The following is a 15,531-nucleotide window of genomic DNA, read 5'->3' as shown; positions in this document are numbered from 1 at the left end:
ACACATACTGAGATTAATTTAATTTCCCTAATGGGGTGAGTCGTGAATACCGGTCGCTTAAATCCGAATAAAGTTCAGCGCAAGATGGGTTCAGAATTACTGATTAACGTAACCCCATCTGAGGCACGTGTGGCTCTGGTTGAGCATGGCGTGCTGCAAGAAGTCCATATCGAGAGGCGCATGAAGCGCGGTCTAGTGGGCAATATTTACAAGGGCAAAATCAGCCGTGTGTTGCCCGGCATGCAAGCCGCCTTTGTGGATATTGGCTTAGATAAAGCCGCGTTTTTACATGCTTCCGACATAGTGCCGCATACCGAATGCGTGGCCGATGTGGAAAAAGGCCATTTTGTGGTCCGTGATATCGCCGAGTTGGTTCGCCAAGGGCAAGATATTATGGTGCAGGTGGTAAAAGATCCGCTCGGCACTAAAGGTGCGCGCCTGACCACAGATATCACTCTGCCTTCCCGTTATCTGGTCTTTATGCCTGGCTCAAGCCATGTTGGGGTGTCCCAGCGGATTGAGCAGGAAGAAGAGCGCAGTCGTCTTAAGAAAATCACTCTGCCTTTCGTCGATGAAGACGGCGGCTTTATTATCCGCACCGCCGCCGAAGGCGTAGGTGAGGACGAACTTGCTCAGGATGCGGCCTTCCTGCGCCGGGTATGGTCTAAGGTCTCCGAGCGGCGTCAGCGCCGCGGTGTGGCCCTCTTGTATCAAGACCTCGCCCTGCCGGTGCGCATTGTGCGCGACTTTGTCGGAACCGAGCTCGATAGAATTCAAGTCGATTCGCGCCGCACCTTTGCCGAGCTGCAAGCCTTCGCTCAAGAGTTTATGCCGGAAATTGCCGACAAGATTGAGCACTATTCTGGGCCAGCACCAATTTTCGATCTCTACGATGTGGAGAATGAAATCCAGCGCGCACTGGGTCGCAAGGTCGAACTCAAATCGGGTGGCTATCTGATTATCGATCAGACCGAGGCCATGACCACGGTCGATATCAACACAGGTGCCTTTGTCGGCCACCGTAATCTTGAAGAAACCATCTTCAACACGAACCTCGAAGCGACCCAAGCAATTGCGCGGCAACTGCGGCTACGTAATCTCGGCGGCATCATCATTATCGACTTTATCGATATGCTGAGCGACGAGCATAAAACGCGGGTACTCAATAGCTTAAATAGCGCGCTCGCTAAAGACAGAGTCAAGACGAATGTCAGTGGCTTCTCGGGTCTTGGGTTAGTCGAAATGACCCGTAAGCGCACCAGAGAAAGCTTGGAGCACGTGCTGTGCGGTGAATGCCCAGCCTGTCAGAGCACCGGCAGCATGAAGACGGTTGAAACGGTTTCCTACGAGATCTTCCGCGAAATCATTCGCTTGAATCGAGCCTATGATGCCGATGAGTTTTTGCTTTACTGCTCGCCCGCTGTATATAACAGCTTAAGTGGCGATGAAAGTCATCTGGTCGCCGAGCTTGAGGTCTACATAGGTAAACGCATTCGCCTGCAAAATGAGCCCATGTATTCCCAGCATAAATACGACGTGGTGATGATGTAGTGGCAACGCTTTTTACTGCGAAAAAACTAAGCCGTTTTTGCTGGCAATTACTGGCGCTGATCTTAGTCTTGTTTGCCCTGACGGTAAGCTTGATCCGCGGATTATTGCCCCAAGTCGACGGTGTGCGTCAGCAGTTAGTTGAGTATGTAAAAAGCGAATATCAAATTGATGTGCAGGTCGGCGAGTTATCCGCCCAGTGGCAGGCCTTTGGCCCGGCCGTGACGGTCGATAATCTGGTGATCCCGCCGCAGGAAAAACTCCCCGTCACAGTGCTGGTCAAGAATGTCCAAATTAAATTGGATTTTTGGCAATCGCTGCTGACGACCAGCCCACGCATCGAAGATGTGAATTTCGATGGCGTTCATATTGCCCTCGATATCGACAAATTATCGGGCAATAAAGCGCAGGGCGCGGCCAATCAAACTTCGCAAACCGATTGGCTATATAAATTACTCTTAAAGCAGCTCGAACGTTTCTCGCTGACAGATGCCTCGGTGCAGCTGTTGAGCTTGCAGCATGAATATCGACCCATCCACATTCGCCACCTTAACTGGCGTAATAGTGGTGAGCGCCACCGTGGCGCGGGGGAAATTTACCTCGATAACAATGCCATGGTAAATGAGTCGCTGAGTTTGCAACTCGATCTTTACGGGGACGCGACTGCGCCTGATACGCTGAAGGGGCAAATTTATCTTGCGGCTCAGTCCTTAGATTTGGGCGAATGGGCATCACGTCAACCTAATCCCTATGATCCGAGCAAGAAGTTACCCTTAGAAGGGGTGGTCAATCTCAAGGCGTGGTTTGATTTTGCCCACCGCAGCGTCAGTGCGGGCTTAGTACAGTTCGAACCCAGTTGGCTGCAATGGTCTATGCATGGAGAGCCACAGAAATTTGAAATTCAGTCCGGCAGTATTAGCTGGCTACCCAAGGAAACAGGCTGGGAGATCAGCAGTGCGAATTTGGATTTTGTGACCAATGGCGAGCATTGGCCCGAGCTGAAGTTTGCGGTAAAGCAACAAGACGATGCTTTTTATGCCTATGTGAGTCGCTTGGATTTACCGACCCTGTTTCCATTATTACCCCTGTTACCCGGGGTCGAGTTGTCAGTACTTAGACAATGGTTCAAGCTTGCCCCTGAGGGCAGTGTCGGGCCGATCCGTCTCTACCAAAGCGCTAAGCAACCCTTGCTCGCCAGTACCCATATCAAGCAATTACATTGGCAGAAAATCGAGGGCATACCTAACACCAATCCTTTAGATTTAGCATTGCAGTGGCAGAATAACAGCTTAGTGTTTTCGCTGCCTGAACAGACCTATACCCTCGATTTTGGCGATCAATTTTCAGCGCCTTTGGTACTGCATGGCGCGGCGTTAACGGGCGCCTTCGATACCCAAAGAGCCACCTTATCCGTGCCTGAGGTTCAGCTCGAAAACGACGATATTGGCGTTTCTGCCGCCCTAAAACTGGATTTTAGCGCCGAAGCCAGTATGTCGCTCGCCGCTAATGTGGCAGTTAAAAATGCCGCCAATGCGGATAGATACTTCCCCGTCAAAGCCATGGGCGAGGCGCTAGCGGAGTATTTGGATGGCGCTATCAAGGCAGGCCAGAGCCAAAATGCGCAGGTGTTATGGCAGGGCGCCTTAGCGCATTTTCCCTTTGAGGATAATAGCGGGGTCTTCCAAGCGGCTTTTACCTTAGATAACGCCGAGTATCAATTTCAACCCGATTGGCCAGCGGTGACTGAGCTTTCCCTCGATGCTTTATTTGAAAATGCCCGCATGGATATCTGGGTTAACCAGGGCAAATTGATGAATGTGGTGGCCGATGGCGCCCATGTGTTTATCCCCGAATTAGGCGAGCATTCGCTGTTAAAAATTCAGGCCGATCTTGCCACCAATGGTAGCGCTGCCACCCAAGTGTTGCAGGCATCACCGCTCGCCGATACTGTGGGCAAGACCTTAAGCGTTGTGCAAGTGCAGGGCGCGGTGACGGGGAATTTAGATATCAGCATCCCCTTGTACGAGGGCGAGGCCGAGGATATCCGTGGCAAAATTGCCTTTGATAATACGCCAGTATTTATTGCCCAGCCCGGGTTACAGCTCAAGGCCGTGACGGGCACAGTGCAGTTTGCGAATGAGATTGTTGAGGGCAAAGGCATTAAATCCCGCTTATTTGAGCAGCCCTTTGAGTTCAGTTTTGCCACTAAACCCGAAGGCAAAGATTTTGCGCTCAATGTGGATATGAAGAGCCGTTGGGATCTCAGCCGATTACCACAAGAGCTGCAGAATCCCTTGAGTGAATTTTACCAAGGTAAAGTCGCTTGGGGCGGCAACTTGAATATGGTGTTCGACGATCAAGGCTATCAAATTCAAGCCAATGTGGGTTCAGATTTGGTTGGCGCCACCTTGAAATTACCGGGCGCTTTTGCCAAACCCGAAGATGAACCAAGGCCCTTAATGGCGGAGTTTTCTGGCGATCAACAAAGGGCAACGCTAAGGGTAAAACTGGATAAACAGGCCGAGTTTATTGGCGGCTTCGAGGCCGAAAAGGGCACTCAATTTAGCTATTTTGACTTGTTATTGGGCCGACTCTTCGATGCGGCCGAGGTGCCCAATACCGAGCAGGGGCATATCAAGATTGATGTGACCAGCGGCAAGCTCGCCAATTGGCTGCCTGTGATTAATGCCTTTGTCGGCACTGACAACAAGCCCCCCCGCACTGGCATTTTAGTCGAAGAGGCGAGCCACTCCGCTTTGTTTCCTTCCGTGGTTGGGATAGACGCCAATATCGGCAAGTTTGATTTATTAGGACAAGGGCTAACCGAACTCAGATTAAACGCTAAGCCGAACGAACACGGTTGGCGCTTCGACGCTAAGGCCAGCGAGTTTGAAGGCTGGGTCGATTTTTATCCCAACTGGATGACCCAAGGATTAAAAGTCACCGCCAGTAAGTTTTATTTCTCCCCCGAAGTGAAACCCGAAGGGGAAGGCGATTTTGCCGCGGATGAGGTGCTGACCAATTTACCGCCGGTTGCCGTGAATGTGGATGATTTTCGCTTCTTCGACAAAGCCTTTGGCAAGTTGGTGCTACAGGCGAGCCCACAGGCATCGGGCTATCGTATCCAAACCCTGTCATTGACGACGCCAGAGGTGTCCTTGCAGGGTAACGGCATTTGGCAGCAGCAGAATGGCCAAAACCAAACTGAATTAACGGTGAGCTTAAACGCCAGTCAGTTCAATTATTTGAGTCAGCAATTAGGCATAGATCCTGGTGTGAATGAGGCACCTTTGAAGGTGAATGCTGAGCTTAAGTGGCAAGGTGCACCCTATGCTTTCTCCCTCAATACCTTAAACGGCAAGGTGAAGTTTGAGCTGGGTAAGGGGCATTTATCCCAAGTGAGCGATAAGGGCGCGCGGATATTCTCCCTGTTCAGCCTTGACTCCTTGGTACGTAAGTTATCCTTAGATTTCAGTGATGTGTTCGGCCAGGGCATGTACTTCAACTCCTTTAGCGGCAATCTGCAAATCGATAATGGCGTGGTTAAAACCACGGATACCGAAATGGATGCGATTGCGGGCAATATGAAGGTGCGCGGCTATACGGACCTCACCAGCGAAAGCTTAAACTACGATATCCGTTTTGTGCCACAGCTGGCGTCGAGTGTGCCGACCGTGGTGCTGCTCAGTACCAGTGCGTGGACGCTGGGGCTTGGCGCGTTTGCGCTGACCAAAGTGCTCGAACCTGTGATTGAGGTGATTTCGGAAATCCGCTTCCGAGTCACTGGCACTATGTCCGATCCTGTGGTGGAAGAGCTCGAACGTAAGAGCAAAGAGATTGAGATCCCCGAGTCGATTCTGCCTATGGTGGGGGGCGAATTGCCTGCGCCAACCGAGGGCGCAGACCCTAAGAATGATGCGGTGCCCGTCAAGAATAGCGCTCCGACTAAGAAAGACGCTACGCCGCCCGTCGAGCCTGAAAAAAACAATGAGCAGCCTGCGCCAGGTGCTGATAAACCTAAAGAGGAACCGGCAAAAGCGGTCGAGGAAGAGGCATTGCCTCAAGCGCCAACGCTCCCTAAGGTAGAGCCTTTAGAGCCATCCCAAGTCGAACCCGCACTGCCTAAGCCTGTGAGCACCAAGGTGGCATTGTCGATAAACACAATTCAAGGAGATAGTCATGCGCATCAGCCTGTTGCAATGTCAGAGCAGTCGCGACGTCAGCGCGAATCTGTTGTTTATCGAATCGCAGCTTGAGGAATTAACCCGTGAGCGCCTGCAATGGGACAAAGATGCCCCACATTTAGTGGTGCTGCCAGAATGCAGCCTGCTGTTTGGTGGTCATGAGAGTCAGCAACTCGCCTATGCTGGCGACAGTCATCTTAGCCCGTTAAAATCCGCCTTAAGTGCCTTAGCCGCCCGTTACTGCGTGTATATGGTGGCGGGAACCATCCCTGCGCTGGCGGAGGATGGACGCGTCTACAGCCGTTGTTATCTGTTTGATGATAAAGGTGATACCTTAGGGCAATACGATAAGCTACATCTGTTTGATGTGGATGTCGCCGACGGCACTAAGCAATACCGCGAGAGTGAAACCTTCTGCCCCGGCAATCATATCAGCGTCATCGACACCCCTTTTGGCAAAATTGGCTTGACCATCTGTTATGATTTACGCTTTCCGGACTTATTCAGGGCGCTGCGCCTCGCGGGGGCTGAGATTATTACCGTGCCTTCGGCCTTTACTAAGGTTACGGGAGAAGCCCATTGGCAGGTGTTATTACAGGCCAGAGCCATTGAAACCCAATGCTTTATTTTGGCCGCCGGCCAATGGGGCGCCCATAACGAAGGTAGTCGTGAGACCTGGGGGCAGAGCATGGTGATAGGCCCTTGGGGCGAGGTAATTGCCGAGCAGAAAACCGGTACAGGTTGGGTGCATGCCGATATCGATGTGGCCGAGGTGCACAGCATCCGCAGTAAAATGCCCGTGACGCAACATAATCGTTTTACTGCACCGAACCTTAAGCCTTGAACAGATTAAGCCTTCAACAGATTTAGATGAAATAGACTCACAGCGAATTTAAGTTATTTTAAAAATGAGTGAGTTGCCAATTTTAGCCAAGCTTTCAGAGAGAACCGCGATGCCTTTTTTAACACAAGTAGAGCAAAGTTTATTAAAGGGTGGCTTAGCCCTAGATGGGTTACAGAGTTATTTAAACACCATACATCAACATAAAGTCGATTTTTCCGATCTCTATTTCCAGGGCAGTCGCCACGAATCTTGGGTGCTCGAAGATGGCATTATTAAAGATGGTAGCTTCCATATCGAGCGTGGTGTCGGTGTGCGTGCCATCAGCGGCGAGAAAACCGGTTTTGCCTATGCCGATGATATTACGCCTGCGGCATTAAGCGCTGCGGCCGAGGCGGCGCGTGGTATTGCAGGGGCGGGTGAGCAGGCCAAGGTGCAGGCTTTCAAACGTCAACAAGCCTTGGCGCTGTACGATAGTCTCGACCCTATCGCCGCCATGGAGGAAGTGAAAAAAATCAACCTGCTGAAAGAGGCCGATGCCTATATTCGTAGCTTGGACAGCCGCATTATCCAAGTGGTGATAAGCCTCGCGGGTGTGCATGAAGAAATTCTGGTTGCCGCCAGTGACGGCACTTTGGCCGCCGATATTCGCCCGTTAGTGCGCTTTAATTGCAGCGTCATTTTAGAAGAAAATGGCAAGCGTGAGCGTGGCAGCGCCGGTGGCGGTGGTCGTCACGATTACAGCGTGTTTATGGTGAATGATGAAACCAGTTTGCCGATGTGCTTTGCCTTCGCCCGTGAAGCGGTGCGTCAGGCACAAGTTAACCTCAATGCCATCGATGCGCCCGCCGGAGAAATGCCTGTGGTACTAGGTAATGGTTGGCCGGGCGTATTGCTGCACGAGGCCGTGGGTCATGGTCTAGAAGGTGACTTTAACCGCAAGGGCAGCAGCGCCTTTAGTGGCATGATCGGCGAGCAAGTGGCTTCGAAGCTCGTGACTGTGGTGGACGATGGTACGCTCGCGAATCGCCGTGGCTCACTGAGCATCGATGATGAAGGCGTACAAACCCAGAGAACCGTGTTAATCGAAGACGGTATTCTTAAAGGCTATATGCAGGATAAATTAAACGCTCGCCTGATGGGCTTGGCACCGACGGGGAATGGTCGCCGTGAATCCTATGCGCATTTGCCTATGCCTCGCATGACCAACACTTATATGACGGCTGGCGAGTCAGACCCGAGCGAGATCATCAAGTCAGTGAAGAAGGGCATTTATGCGCCTAACTTTGGTGGCGGTCAGGTGGATATCACCTCGGGCAAGTTCGTGTTCTCCGCTTCTGAAGCCTATCTGATTGAAAATGGTGAAGTGACTCAAGCGATTAAGGGCGCTACCCTGATTGGTAATGGTCCAGAAGCCATGAGCCAGATTTCCATGGTGGGTAACGACATGGCCCTAGATAAGGGCGTTGGTGTGTGTGGTAAGGATGGTCAAAGCGTGCCTGTGGGTGTCGGTCAACCGACCCTTAAGCTCGATAAGCTGACTGTAGGCGGTACTGCATAAAGCGAGAGCTAGAAGCTCCTACGTTAACTAGCTAAGTGCTTATTTTAGAACCCATCTTACACTTCCGGTTGTGGGTTCTAGCCGCCTTCCATGATGGATGTTATCATTTGCAAAGGAAATTAGAGTAACTACTCTAGAGGTGTTAATGAAACTATCACGTTTGGCATGGCTGTGTTTATTGCCTTTGCCCTCGCTATTGCCGTTAGCGGCGAATGCCCAGCCCAGTAGCTTTACTGAGGCTTGGCAGCAAGTGCTTAAGGTGAGCGATAAACTCCAGGCCCAATCCCAAGAGGTGAATCGCGCCAAGGGCGAACAAGAGGCTGGCGAAAGTTTAAATCTGCCGTCCCTCAGCCTGAATGGCAGTTATACCCACCTCGAAAAACCAATCGAATTAGATTTAAGGGATCTCAACCCCTTAGCCTCGCTTGACCCTGCGACCTTGCCACCCGCACTCGGTGGTGCCTTGGCGAGTATTCCGGGTTCATTATTTGTCACGCCCTTTACCGAGCAAGATATTTTTCGCGCCAGCTTACAGGCGATGTGGCCGATTTATACCGGCGGCCAGATCACCGCGGCTCAAGGCATTCACGCCGCCATGGTGGCCGAGAAGCAACAGGAATTACAGTTAGCGACCCGCGACTTATTCACTCAGTTAGTTGACCGTTATTATGCCGTCGATGTGACTCAATCCCTCGTCAGCACCCAAACCGAGCTGGTGGCTTCCTTAACTAAGCACGTTGACCATGCGCTAGCGCTGGAACGCGAAGGACAAATCGCTAAGGTCGAGCGCCTTAATGCTCAAGTTGCCTTAGATAACGCTAAGGTCAATTTAGGCAGCGCCCGCCGTCAACATGAAATGGCCGTGATCGCCCTATCGCGCATGTTGCAACTGAGTGATGTCAGCACTAACTCGCCACTGTTTGTGCTGCCACAGGCGCCTTCATTGGGGGATTTGACCCAAGTGACCTTGAGCCAGCATCCCGCACTTAAACTGCTTGAGGCTAAAGAGGCGCAGGCGAATGGCTTGGTTTCCTTAGAGAAAGGGAAATACCACCCAACGGTGTTCCTCTTTGGTAATTACACCTTATACGAAGATGACAGCTTGTTTTCTAAGGTGGAGCCGGACTGGATGGTCGGTGTCGGCGTAAAAGTGCCCTTGCTGAGCCGCGATGGCCGCAGCGGTAAAGTGGAAGCGGCTAAGAGTGCCTTGCTGCAAGCCCGTTACACTAAGGCGCAGACCCGCCAAGACTTAAGTTTGTTGCTCGACCAAAGTTACCGTCAGTTATTACAGGCCGAGGAAGAGGTTAAGGCGCTGAATACCTCACTCGAACTGGCCAGCGAAAACCTGCGTTTAAGGGAAATCGCCTTTAATCAAGGGCTTTCGACTTCTATCGACAGGGTCGATGCCGAATTAAAACTGAGCGCCGTTAAAACCCAGCAGCTCGGTGCCAGTTATCGCTATGTGCAAGCCTATGCCAGATTAATGGCCATCAGTGGTCAATTAGATGAATTTATCGGTCGCAGTGCCACAGGCGCTCAATCGCAGGAGACTATCAATGCGCGCTAACAGAATTCTTGCCCTAACGGCGTTGGTCGCATTAGGCCTTATCTTAGCCTATGGGCTCAAACTGGCTTACAGCCCGCAGCCGAGTCTATTACAGGGGCAAATTGAAGCCCGTGAATATAACGTATCCTCCAAAGTACCTGGGCGGGTAGAGCAAGTGCTTGTGCGCCGTGGCGATAGCGTCAGCGAAGGTGATTTGTTGTTTGCCATTCATAGCCCAGAGTTAGATGCCAAGTTGATGCAGGCCGAAGGCGGCCGAGATGCGGCTAAGGCGTTGCAACAGGAAGCGAATAACGGCGCCCGCACCCAAGAGGTGATGGCGGCTAAGGAACAATGGCTCAAGGCGCAAGCGGCGGCAACGCTGGCGAAAACCACCTATACCCGAGTGGAAAATCTCTTCAACGAAGGGGTTGCCGCAAGACAAAAACGTGATGAAGCCTTTACCCAGTGGCAAGCGGCCAAGTACACAGAACAAGCGGCGTTAGCTATGTATCAAATGGCCGAAGAAGGCGCGCGGGTCGAAACCAAAGCCGCGGCGGCGGGTAACGCTCGTATGGCCGAAGGGGCGGTGAAAGAAGTCAGCGCCATTATGGCCGACAGCCAAATGCGCGCACCTAAGTCTGGGGAAATCAGCGAAGTATTGTTGCAAGCGGGAGAGTTAGCACCGAGTGGCTTTCCAGTGGTCAGCCTTATCGACATGCAGGACGCTTGGGCGGTATTCCAAGTGCGTGAAGATCAGCTAAAACGTTTTAAAAAGGGCGACAAACTGCCATTAACCATTCCCGCGCTAGATAAAACCGTGGAGTTCACCGTCACCCATATTAGCGTGATGGGCGACTTTGCGACTTGGCGTTCAACCGAAAGTGGCCACGATTTTGATATGCGCACCTTCGAGGTAGAGCTGCGCCCAACTGCGCCGATCCCCGATCTGCGTGTCGGTATGTCTGTGCTGCTCAGTGCTGAGTAACCATTGTGGCCAAGTCACCGAGCGAGCAAACGCATTTGCGCGAGTCTAAGCCGTTGAATAAGGCTCAGAATGCGGCGCATCCTGCATCTTCAGGTATCATTGCATTAGTGCGGCGTGAGCTTAGGGCGCTATGGCGCGATCCTTGGCAACTGGCCCTTATCAGTTACATCCCGATGCTGGGCATCTTGTGTCTCTGGTGGCTATTTAGTGCTGGGTTACCACGGCAATTACCCGTGGCGATTGTTGACCAAGACCACAGCCAGTTGAGCCGAATGTTGACCCGTCAACTCAAAGCCAACCCTGTGACTGAGCCGCGAAGTTTTACCGATCTTTCTTCGGCCGTCGCGGCCATGCAGCAGGCGCAGGTCTATGCCGTGGTGGTATTTCCCCATGATATGAAAAAGGATTTACTCACCGGCCATAAACCAACAATCGATGTGCGTTACAACAGCCAGTTTTTGCTGGTGGGTAAGCTGCTGTCGAGCCAAATTCAGTTGAGTCTAGGCGATGGGCTGTTACAGGTCGCTGGCATAAAACAGCTGATGACGGGCACGCCGAAATCCCAAGTCGCGGTGAATTTAAGCCCAGTAAAGAGCCAAACCACCGCGCTGTTTAACCGTAATAACAACTACATAGGTTTTTTAGTGCCGCCGGTATTGGTCGCGCTGTGGCAGCTATTATCTATGTTGGTGATGGCCAACAGCTTAAATCGCGAGTTGCACCTTAATGCCGCGCAGTCAGAGGAGGGGATCTCCAATCGATTGACCGAGCATTTTTGGCCTAAGGTGTTGGCTAAAATTCTGTTGTTTACTCCGATATTGATGCTGCAAGGCGGGTTTATCCTCGCTTGGTTGTATCTGTATTTGGCTTTGCCTTTTGCGGGCAGTTTAGCGCTGCTGCTGTTTGCCCAGTTGATTATGCTACTGGTGGTGTGGAGCCTAGTGTTGTTTATCTTTGTGCTGATGCGCGATAGCGCGCGGGTCATCAGTTTTTGTACAGCGCTGTTTGCGCCAGCCTTCGCCTTTATGGGAATTACTTTTCCCACCCATGAAATGCCGCAACTCGCTCAGTGGTGGCGACTCATCATGCCATCGAGCCATTATATTGAGTCCCATGTCAGCGTGGTGAGCTATGGTGCGGCGTGGCCGACGCTGGCGCAGCAACTCAGTAGTTATTGGGGTTTTATCGGTTTATTGCCGCTGATTTATCTCTTGGCGACTAAATTATTGCCGATGACGGTAAAAGCTCAGGCTGAAGCGGCGGAATACGACGCGGTGCCTCTGCCCACGAAGGGGCAATAGCATGAATTTATGGCAGTTAGTGCTGACAGAATTAAAGGCGATTGTGAGTGACAAGGCGATTGCCGTGACCCTATTCGGCGGTGTGCTGTTTTATTCGGTGCTCTATCCCTTACCTTATTTGCACCAAGTCCCAACAGAACAACAGCTTATCGTGGTGGATTTAGATCATTCCTCCCTAAGCCGTCAACTTATTCGCCATGCGGATGCCAGCGCAAAAATTCAGGTGATAGGCCAAGTGGGTTCCATCACAGAGGCGAAGCGTTTTATCGAAACTGGCAAGGCCCATGGCTTATTGGTGATCCCCGAAGGATTTCGCCGCGACTTGCTGCTGGGTAAGGGTGTGACCTTAAGCTACGGCGGCGATGCCAGTTACTTCTTGATTTATTCGGCGGTGGCCGAGGGGCTTGTCAGCGCGGGGATGGATGCGGGCAAACAAGTGCAATTGATTGGGATGCTAGCGCAGGGGAAAAATCCTAAAGAAGCCGAGCAAAACCTGAATTCGCTGCATTTAAACAGCGTGCCTGCCTTTAACCCTAGTCTGGGTTATACGCCCTACGTGGTGCCAGGGCTGTTCTTACTTATCCTGCATCAAACCCTGTTGATTGGGACTGGGATCTTAGGCGCGGGTCAGTGGCGCAGCCGCAGCTATTGGCAACAGGTGTCGCCGTTGCAATTGGTCTGTGGTCGAATTCTTGCCTTTATGTTGATTTATATGGTGTTTACCAGCTTTTATGTGGGGTATTGCTACCACTGGTATAAGGTGAGTATTCAAGCGAGTTTTGGCCTAGTGGCGCTCTGGTTGTTGCCGTTTTTACTGGCGACGGCGGCGGCCGGAGTTGCGATGAGCACCTTGTTTACCCGCCGCGATTTACCGACCCAAGTATTGCTACTGATTTCTATGCCGATTCTGTTCGTCTCCGGCTTTGTCTGGCCGATTGCTTTAATCCCCGAGCCTTTGGTGCTGGGCTCGCAGATTATCCCTGCGGTGCCCGCCATTATGGGGATGTTGGAGCTGAACCAAATGGGCGCCAGCTGGGCGAGTGTGCTGCCAAAATGGTTACAGCTTTGGGGCCTGTTTGTGCTGTTTTTTGGTCTTGCGATTTTAGGGATTAAACGTCGTGTGCGGGCATTAGCTGAACTTAATGCGTCTTAGGCGACGCTGTTATTCGTACCGACAAAACACTGATTTTTGCGTTGGTATTAAATTTGTTATTGGATATTAGGCAGATATAGATATAATCGTCCGGCAAAAAATTAAACAGGGGCCGTTTAATTTCGAAGCAGTTGCTTCATTTTTTTATCGCATCAAAAGGAAGATGAAATGCGTAAAATTACTTTACTTTCTCTAGCCGTGGGCATTTGTTTATTAACCGCCTGTTCCGCAACCCCCCCCATAGTTGCACAAGAAAAAACCGTTGAAATCGATGGTATTAATCTCGTTTTTGGCGGCAGCTATGATACTAAACGTAAAAATATTTCGCTGTCTGTGAATGGCGACTCAGTGATGAAAGGCACTTTCCCACCCTACACGCCAACCCAAAACCTCAGCGGTAAATACAAGGGTTACACCATCTCTAGCCAATGTTATTTTGGCTCAGTGTTGAGTAGCCAAGGTGGCGCATTTGGTGCGATTGCTGGCGTGATCCAAGCAACGAAATCCAGCTCGGGTGATAAATGCGACATGCTGGTTAACGGTAAAATCGTCGAAAGCCTTTACTTCTAAGTATACCTCACATCGCTGTCTGGCCCCTGTATCTTGTATTTGCTCCATGGTCATCACAATGACCATGCCGGGTTAAGCCACTTTGCTAAAAGTCTCAAAGCAATAAGTCCTAATCGCAGGTCACTAAGGTTGAATTTATTCGCCTGTTCACCTCAATAGGTTGGCCTTTTTAGGTATCTTTGCTCCCTTTACCGTACAGACTGCACAGATAGGCAACTTAATGTCCTTATTGGGTTGTCTTCTCCTCTGTTTTGGGGGAAAATTCGCGCCGCAAAAATAACCGGGGTATTCAGTATCCCGGTTATTTTCTTTTTGAGCGTATGGGTTTTAAACCAAATGAGGCCGGTAAACATCCGGAAATGATATGAGGTTCGTTTGAACCTACTTTACTGAGGACAATTCAATGGGGCTGTTGTTTACCGGATTTTCGGTAGTTGCCGTAAATCAAGCTGTTGCGTTTGCCATTCCACCTACTGCAAAGGGAGGTTGGATATGAGCCAACAAAATCCAGGCTTAAAGCAAAGCCTTAGTCTGTGGCAAGTGGTGGTGATGGGATTAGCCTATCTCACGCCTATGGCCGTGTTTGACACCTTTGGCATTGTCTCCGAGATCACCTCAGGCCATGTGGCCACCTCTTACCTGCTCGCGTTAGCGGGGATCCTGTTTACCGCCTTTAGCTACGGTCACTTAGTGCGTAAATACCCCTATGCGGGTTCGGCCTATACCTATGCTCAAAAAACCTTTAGTCCGAATGTCGGCTTTATGGTGGGCTGGTCATCGCTGCTCGATTATATGTTTATGCCGATGATCAACATGCTGCTGGCAAAGATTTACCTTACGGCCATGTTCCCTAACGTCGAGCCGTGGATTTTTATCTTTGGTTTAGTCGCTATGATGACGGTATTAAACCTCAGGGGCATAGATTTAGTCGCGAATTTTAACGGCGTTATCGTATTCGCCCAGATAGCCATTATCTTGGTGTTTATTGGCTTGATGGCCCATAGCCTGTCCCTTGGCGAAGGTGAAGGTGTGATTGCCAGCGTGCGTCCATTCTATTCTCAAGAGATAACCCTTGCGCCGCTGTTTACTGGCGCGACCATTCTGTGTTTCTCCTTCTTAGGCTTCGATGGCTTAAGCTCTTTGAGTGAAGAAACAAAGGACGCTAAGCGGGTGATCCCCCGCGCTATCGTGCTAACTGCTTTGATTGGCGGCGTGATTTTTGTCAGCGTGTCCTATTTCTTACAGCTGTTTTTCCCGGATATTTCTCGCTTCCAACAGTTAGACGCTGTGCTGCCTGAGATTGCCCTGTATGTGGGCGGTAATTTATTCCAATCAGTGGTGCTGGTGGCAACCACCATCGCGGTGTTGGCCTCGGGCATGGCAGCCCATGCGGGCGTGGCACGTATTCTCTACGTGATGGGTCGCGACAATATGCTGCCCAATAAAGGCTTTGGCTATGTGCATCCTAAATGGCGCACGCCAGCATTTAACGTGATTCTGGTGGGATTACTGGCGCTTTCGGCGGTGTCCTTCGATCTCGAAATGGCACTGGCGCTCGTTAACTTCGGGGCACTGGTGGCTTTTACCTTTGTGAACCTGTCGGTAATAGTGCAGTTTTATATCAAAGAAAAACGTAACCAATCCTTGAAAGAGCACTTGCAGTATTTCGTCTTACCCTTGTGCGGCGCGGCGACTATTGGCGTACTGTGGATTAACCTTGAGCCTCAGTCCTTAGAGCTTGGCTTAATTTGGGCGGCTGTTGGGGTCTTGTACTTGGCGCTGCGAAGCCTGCGTTTACGCAAGGCGGTAGAGTTACAGAATTAACCAATAGATTGAGCTAGA

At 51.1% G+C, this 15,531-nt stretch carries 10 protein-coding genes; all 10 read left to right on the top strand.

The window, feature by feature from the left end; translation table 11 throughout:
* Nucleotides 1–84: 84 nt before the first annotated feature.
* The 10 genes from rng (at nucleotide 85) to SHD_RS14290 (ending at nucleotide 15,513) form a co-directional block, all read left to right on the top strand.
* Nucleotides 85–1,551, top strand: coding sequence for a ribonuclease G (gene rng, locus SHD_RS14335; protein ID WP_049764552.1), 1,467 nt, complete (start codon nucleotides 85–87; stop codon nucleotides 1,549–1,551).
* The gene (locus SHD_RS14330) at nucleotides 1,551–5,804 is read left to right on the top strand and encodes a YhdP family protein (RefSeq protein ID WP_023267782.1); all 4,254 of its coding nucleotides are present in this window, start codon (nucleotides 1,551–1,553) and stop codon (nucleotides 5,802–5,804) included. Before rng ends, SHD_RS14330 begins: the two co-directional genes overlap by 1 nt.
* Entirely contained in the window at nucleotides 5,728–6,576 is an 849-nt protein-coding gene (locus SHD_RS14325; protein ID WP_039978448.1) for a carbon-nitrogen hydrolase family protein, read from the top strand. The genes SHD_RS14330 and SHD_RS14325 overlap by 77 nt, the downstream gene beginning before the upstream one ends.
* A 109-nt stretch (nucleotides 6,577–6,685) precedes the next feature.
* The gene (gene tldD / locus SHD_RS14320) at nucleotides 6,686–8,134 is read left to right on the top strand and encodes a metalloprotease TldD (protein WP_039978465.1); all 1,449 of its coding nucleotides are present in this window, start codon (nucleotides 6,686–6,688) and stop codon (nucleotides 8,132–8,134) included.
* Between the two features lie 145 nt (nucleotides 8,135–8,279).
* Complete coding sequence (locus SHD_RS14315) at nucleotides 8,280–9,701, top strand: TolC family protein (protein WP_039978447.1); 1,422 nt, start codon at nucleotides 8,280–8,282, stop codon at nucleotides 9,699–9,701.
* Complete coding sequence (locus tag SHD_RS14310; RefSeq protein WP_023267778.1) at nucleotides 9,691–10,665, top strand: HlyD family secretion protein; 975 nt, start codon at nucleotides 9,691–9,693, stop codon at nucleotides 10,663–10,665. Before SHD_RS14315 ends, SHD_RS14310 begins: the two co-directional genes overlap by 11 nt.
* Before the next feature lie 53 nt (nucleotides 10,666–10,718).
* Entirely contained in the window at nucleotides 10,719–11,966 is a 1,248-nt protein-coding gene (locus SHD_RS14305) for an ABC transporter permease (protein WP_052031032.1), read from the top strand.
* A gap of 1 nt (nucleotide 11,967) precedes the next feature.
* Nucleotides 11,968–13,119: an ABC transporter permease gene (locus tag SHD_RS14300; RefSeq protein ID WP_023267776.1), complete on the top strand. Its 1,152-nt coding sequence runs from the start codon at nucleotides 11,968–11,970 to the stop codon at nucleotides 13,117–13,119.
* Between the two features lie 168 nt (nucleotides 13,120–13,287).
* Nucleotides 13,288–13,689 carry a hypothetical protein gene (locus SHD_RS14295; RefSeq protein WP_023267775.1) on the top strand — a complete coding sequence of 134 codons (402 nt, stop codon included), beginning with the start codon at nucleotides 13,288–13,290 and terminating at the stop codon, nucleotides 13,687–13,689.
* A gap of 492 nt (nucleotides 13,690–14,181) precedes the next feature.
* Nucleotides 14,182–15,513 (top strand): APC family permease, encoded by a 1,332-nt coding sequence (locus SHD_RS14290; RefSeq protein WP_023267774.1) that lies wholly within the window; start codon nucleotides 14,182–14,184, stop codon nucleotides 15,511–15,513.
* Nucleotides 15,514–15,531: the final 18 nt, after the last annotated feature.

It is taken from the genome of Shewanella decolorationis S12, assembly GCF_000485795.1.
Classification (GTDB): Bacteria; Pseudomonadota; Gammaproteobacteria; order Enterobacterales; family Shewanellaceae; genus Shewanella; species Shewanella decolorationis.
The sequence above is the reverse complement of the archived record's forward strand: the minus strand, read 5'-3'. Positions and strand labels throughout refer to the sequence as shown.

Bases quoted from the DNA above. Each gene is read 5' to 3' on its own strand.
- rng (WP_049764552.1), top strand. From the start codon at position 85: ATGGGTTCAGAATTACTGATTAACGTAACCCCATCTGAGGCACGTGTG.
- SHD_RS14325 (WP_039978448.1), top strand. From the start codon at position 5,728: ATGCGCATCAGCCTGTTGCAATGTCAGAGCAGTCGCGACGTCAGCGCG.
- tldD (WP_039978465.1), top strand. From the start codon at position 6,686: ATGCCTTTTTTAACACAAGTAGAGCAAAGTTTATTAAAGGGTGGCTTA.
- SHD_RS14315 (WP_039978447.1), top strand. From the start codon at position 8,280: ATGAAACTATCACGTTTGGCATGGCTGTGTTTATTGCCTTTGCCCTCG.
- SHD_RS14310 (WP_023267778.1), top strand. From the start codon at position 9,691: ATGCGCGCTAACAGAATTCTTGCCCTAACGGCGTTGGTCGCATTAGGC.
- SHD_RS14300 (WP_023267776.1), top strand. From the start codon at position 11,968: ATGAATTTATGGCAGTTAGTGCTGACAGAATTAAAGGCGATTGTGAGT.
- SHD_RS14295 (WP_023267775.1), top strand. From the start codon at position 13,288: ATGCGTAAAATTACTTTACTTTCTCTAGCCGTGGGCATTTGTTTATTA.
- SHD_RS14290 (WP_023267774.1), top strand. From the start codon at position 14,182: ATGAGCCAACAAAATCCAGGCTTAAAGCAAAGCCTTAGTCTGTGGCAA.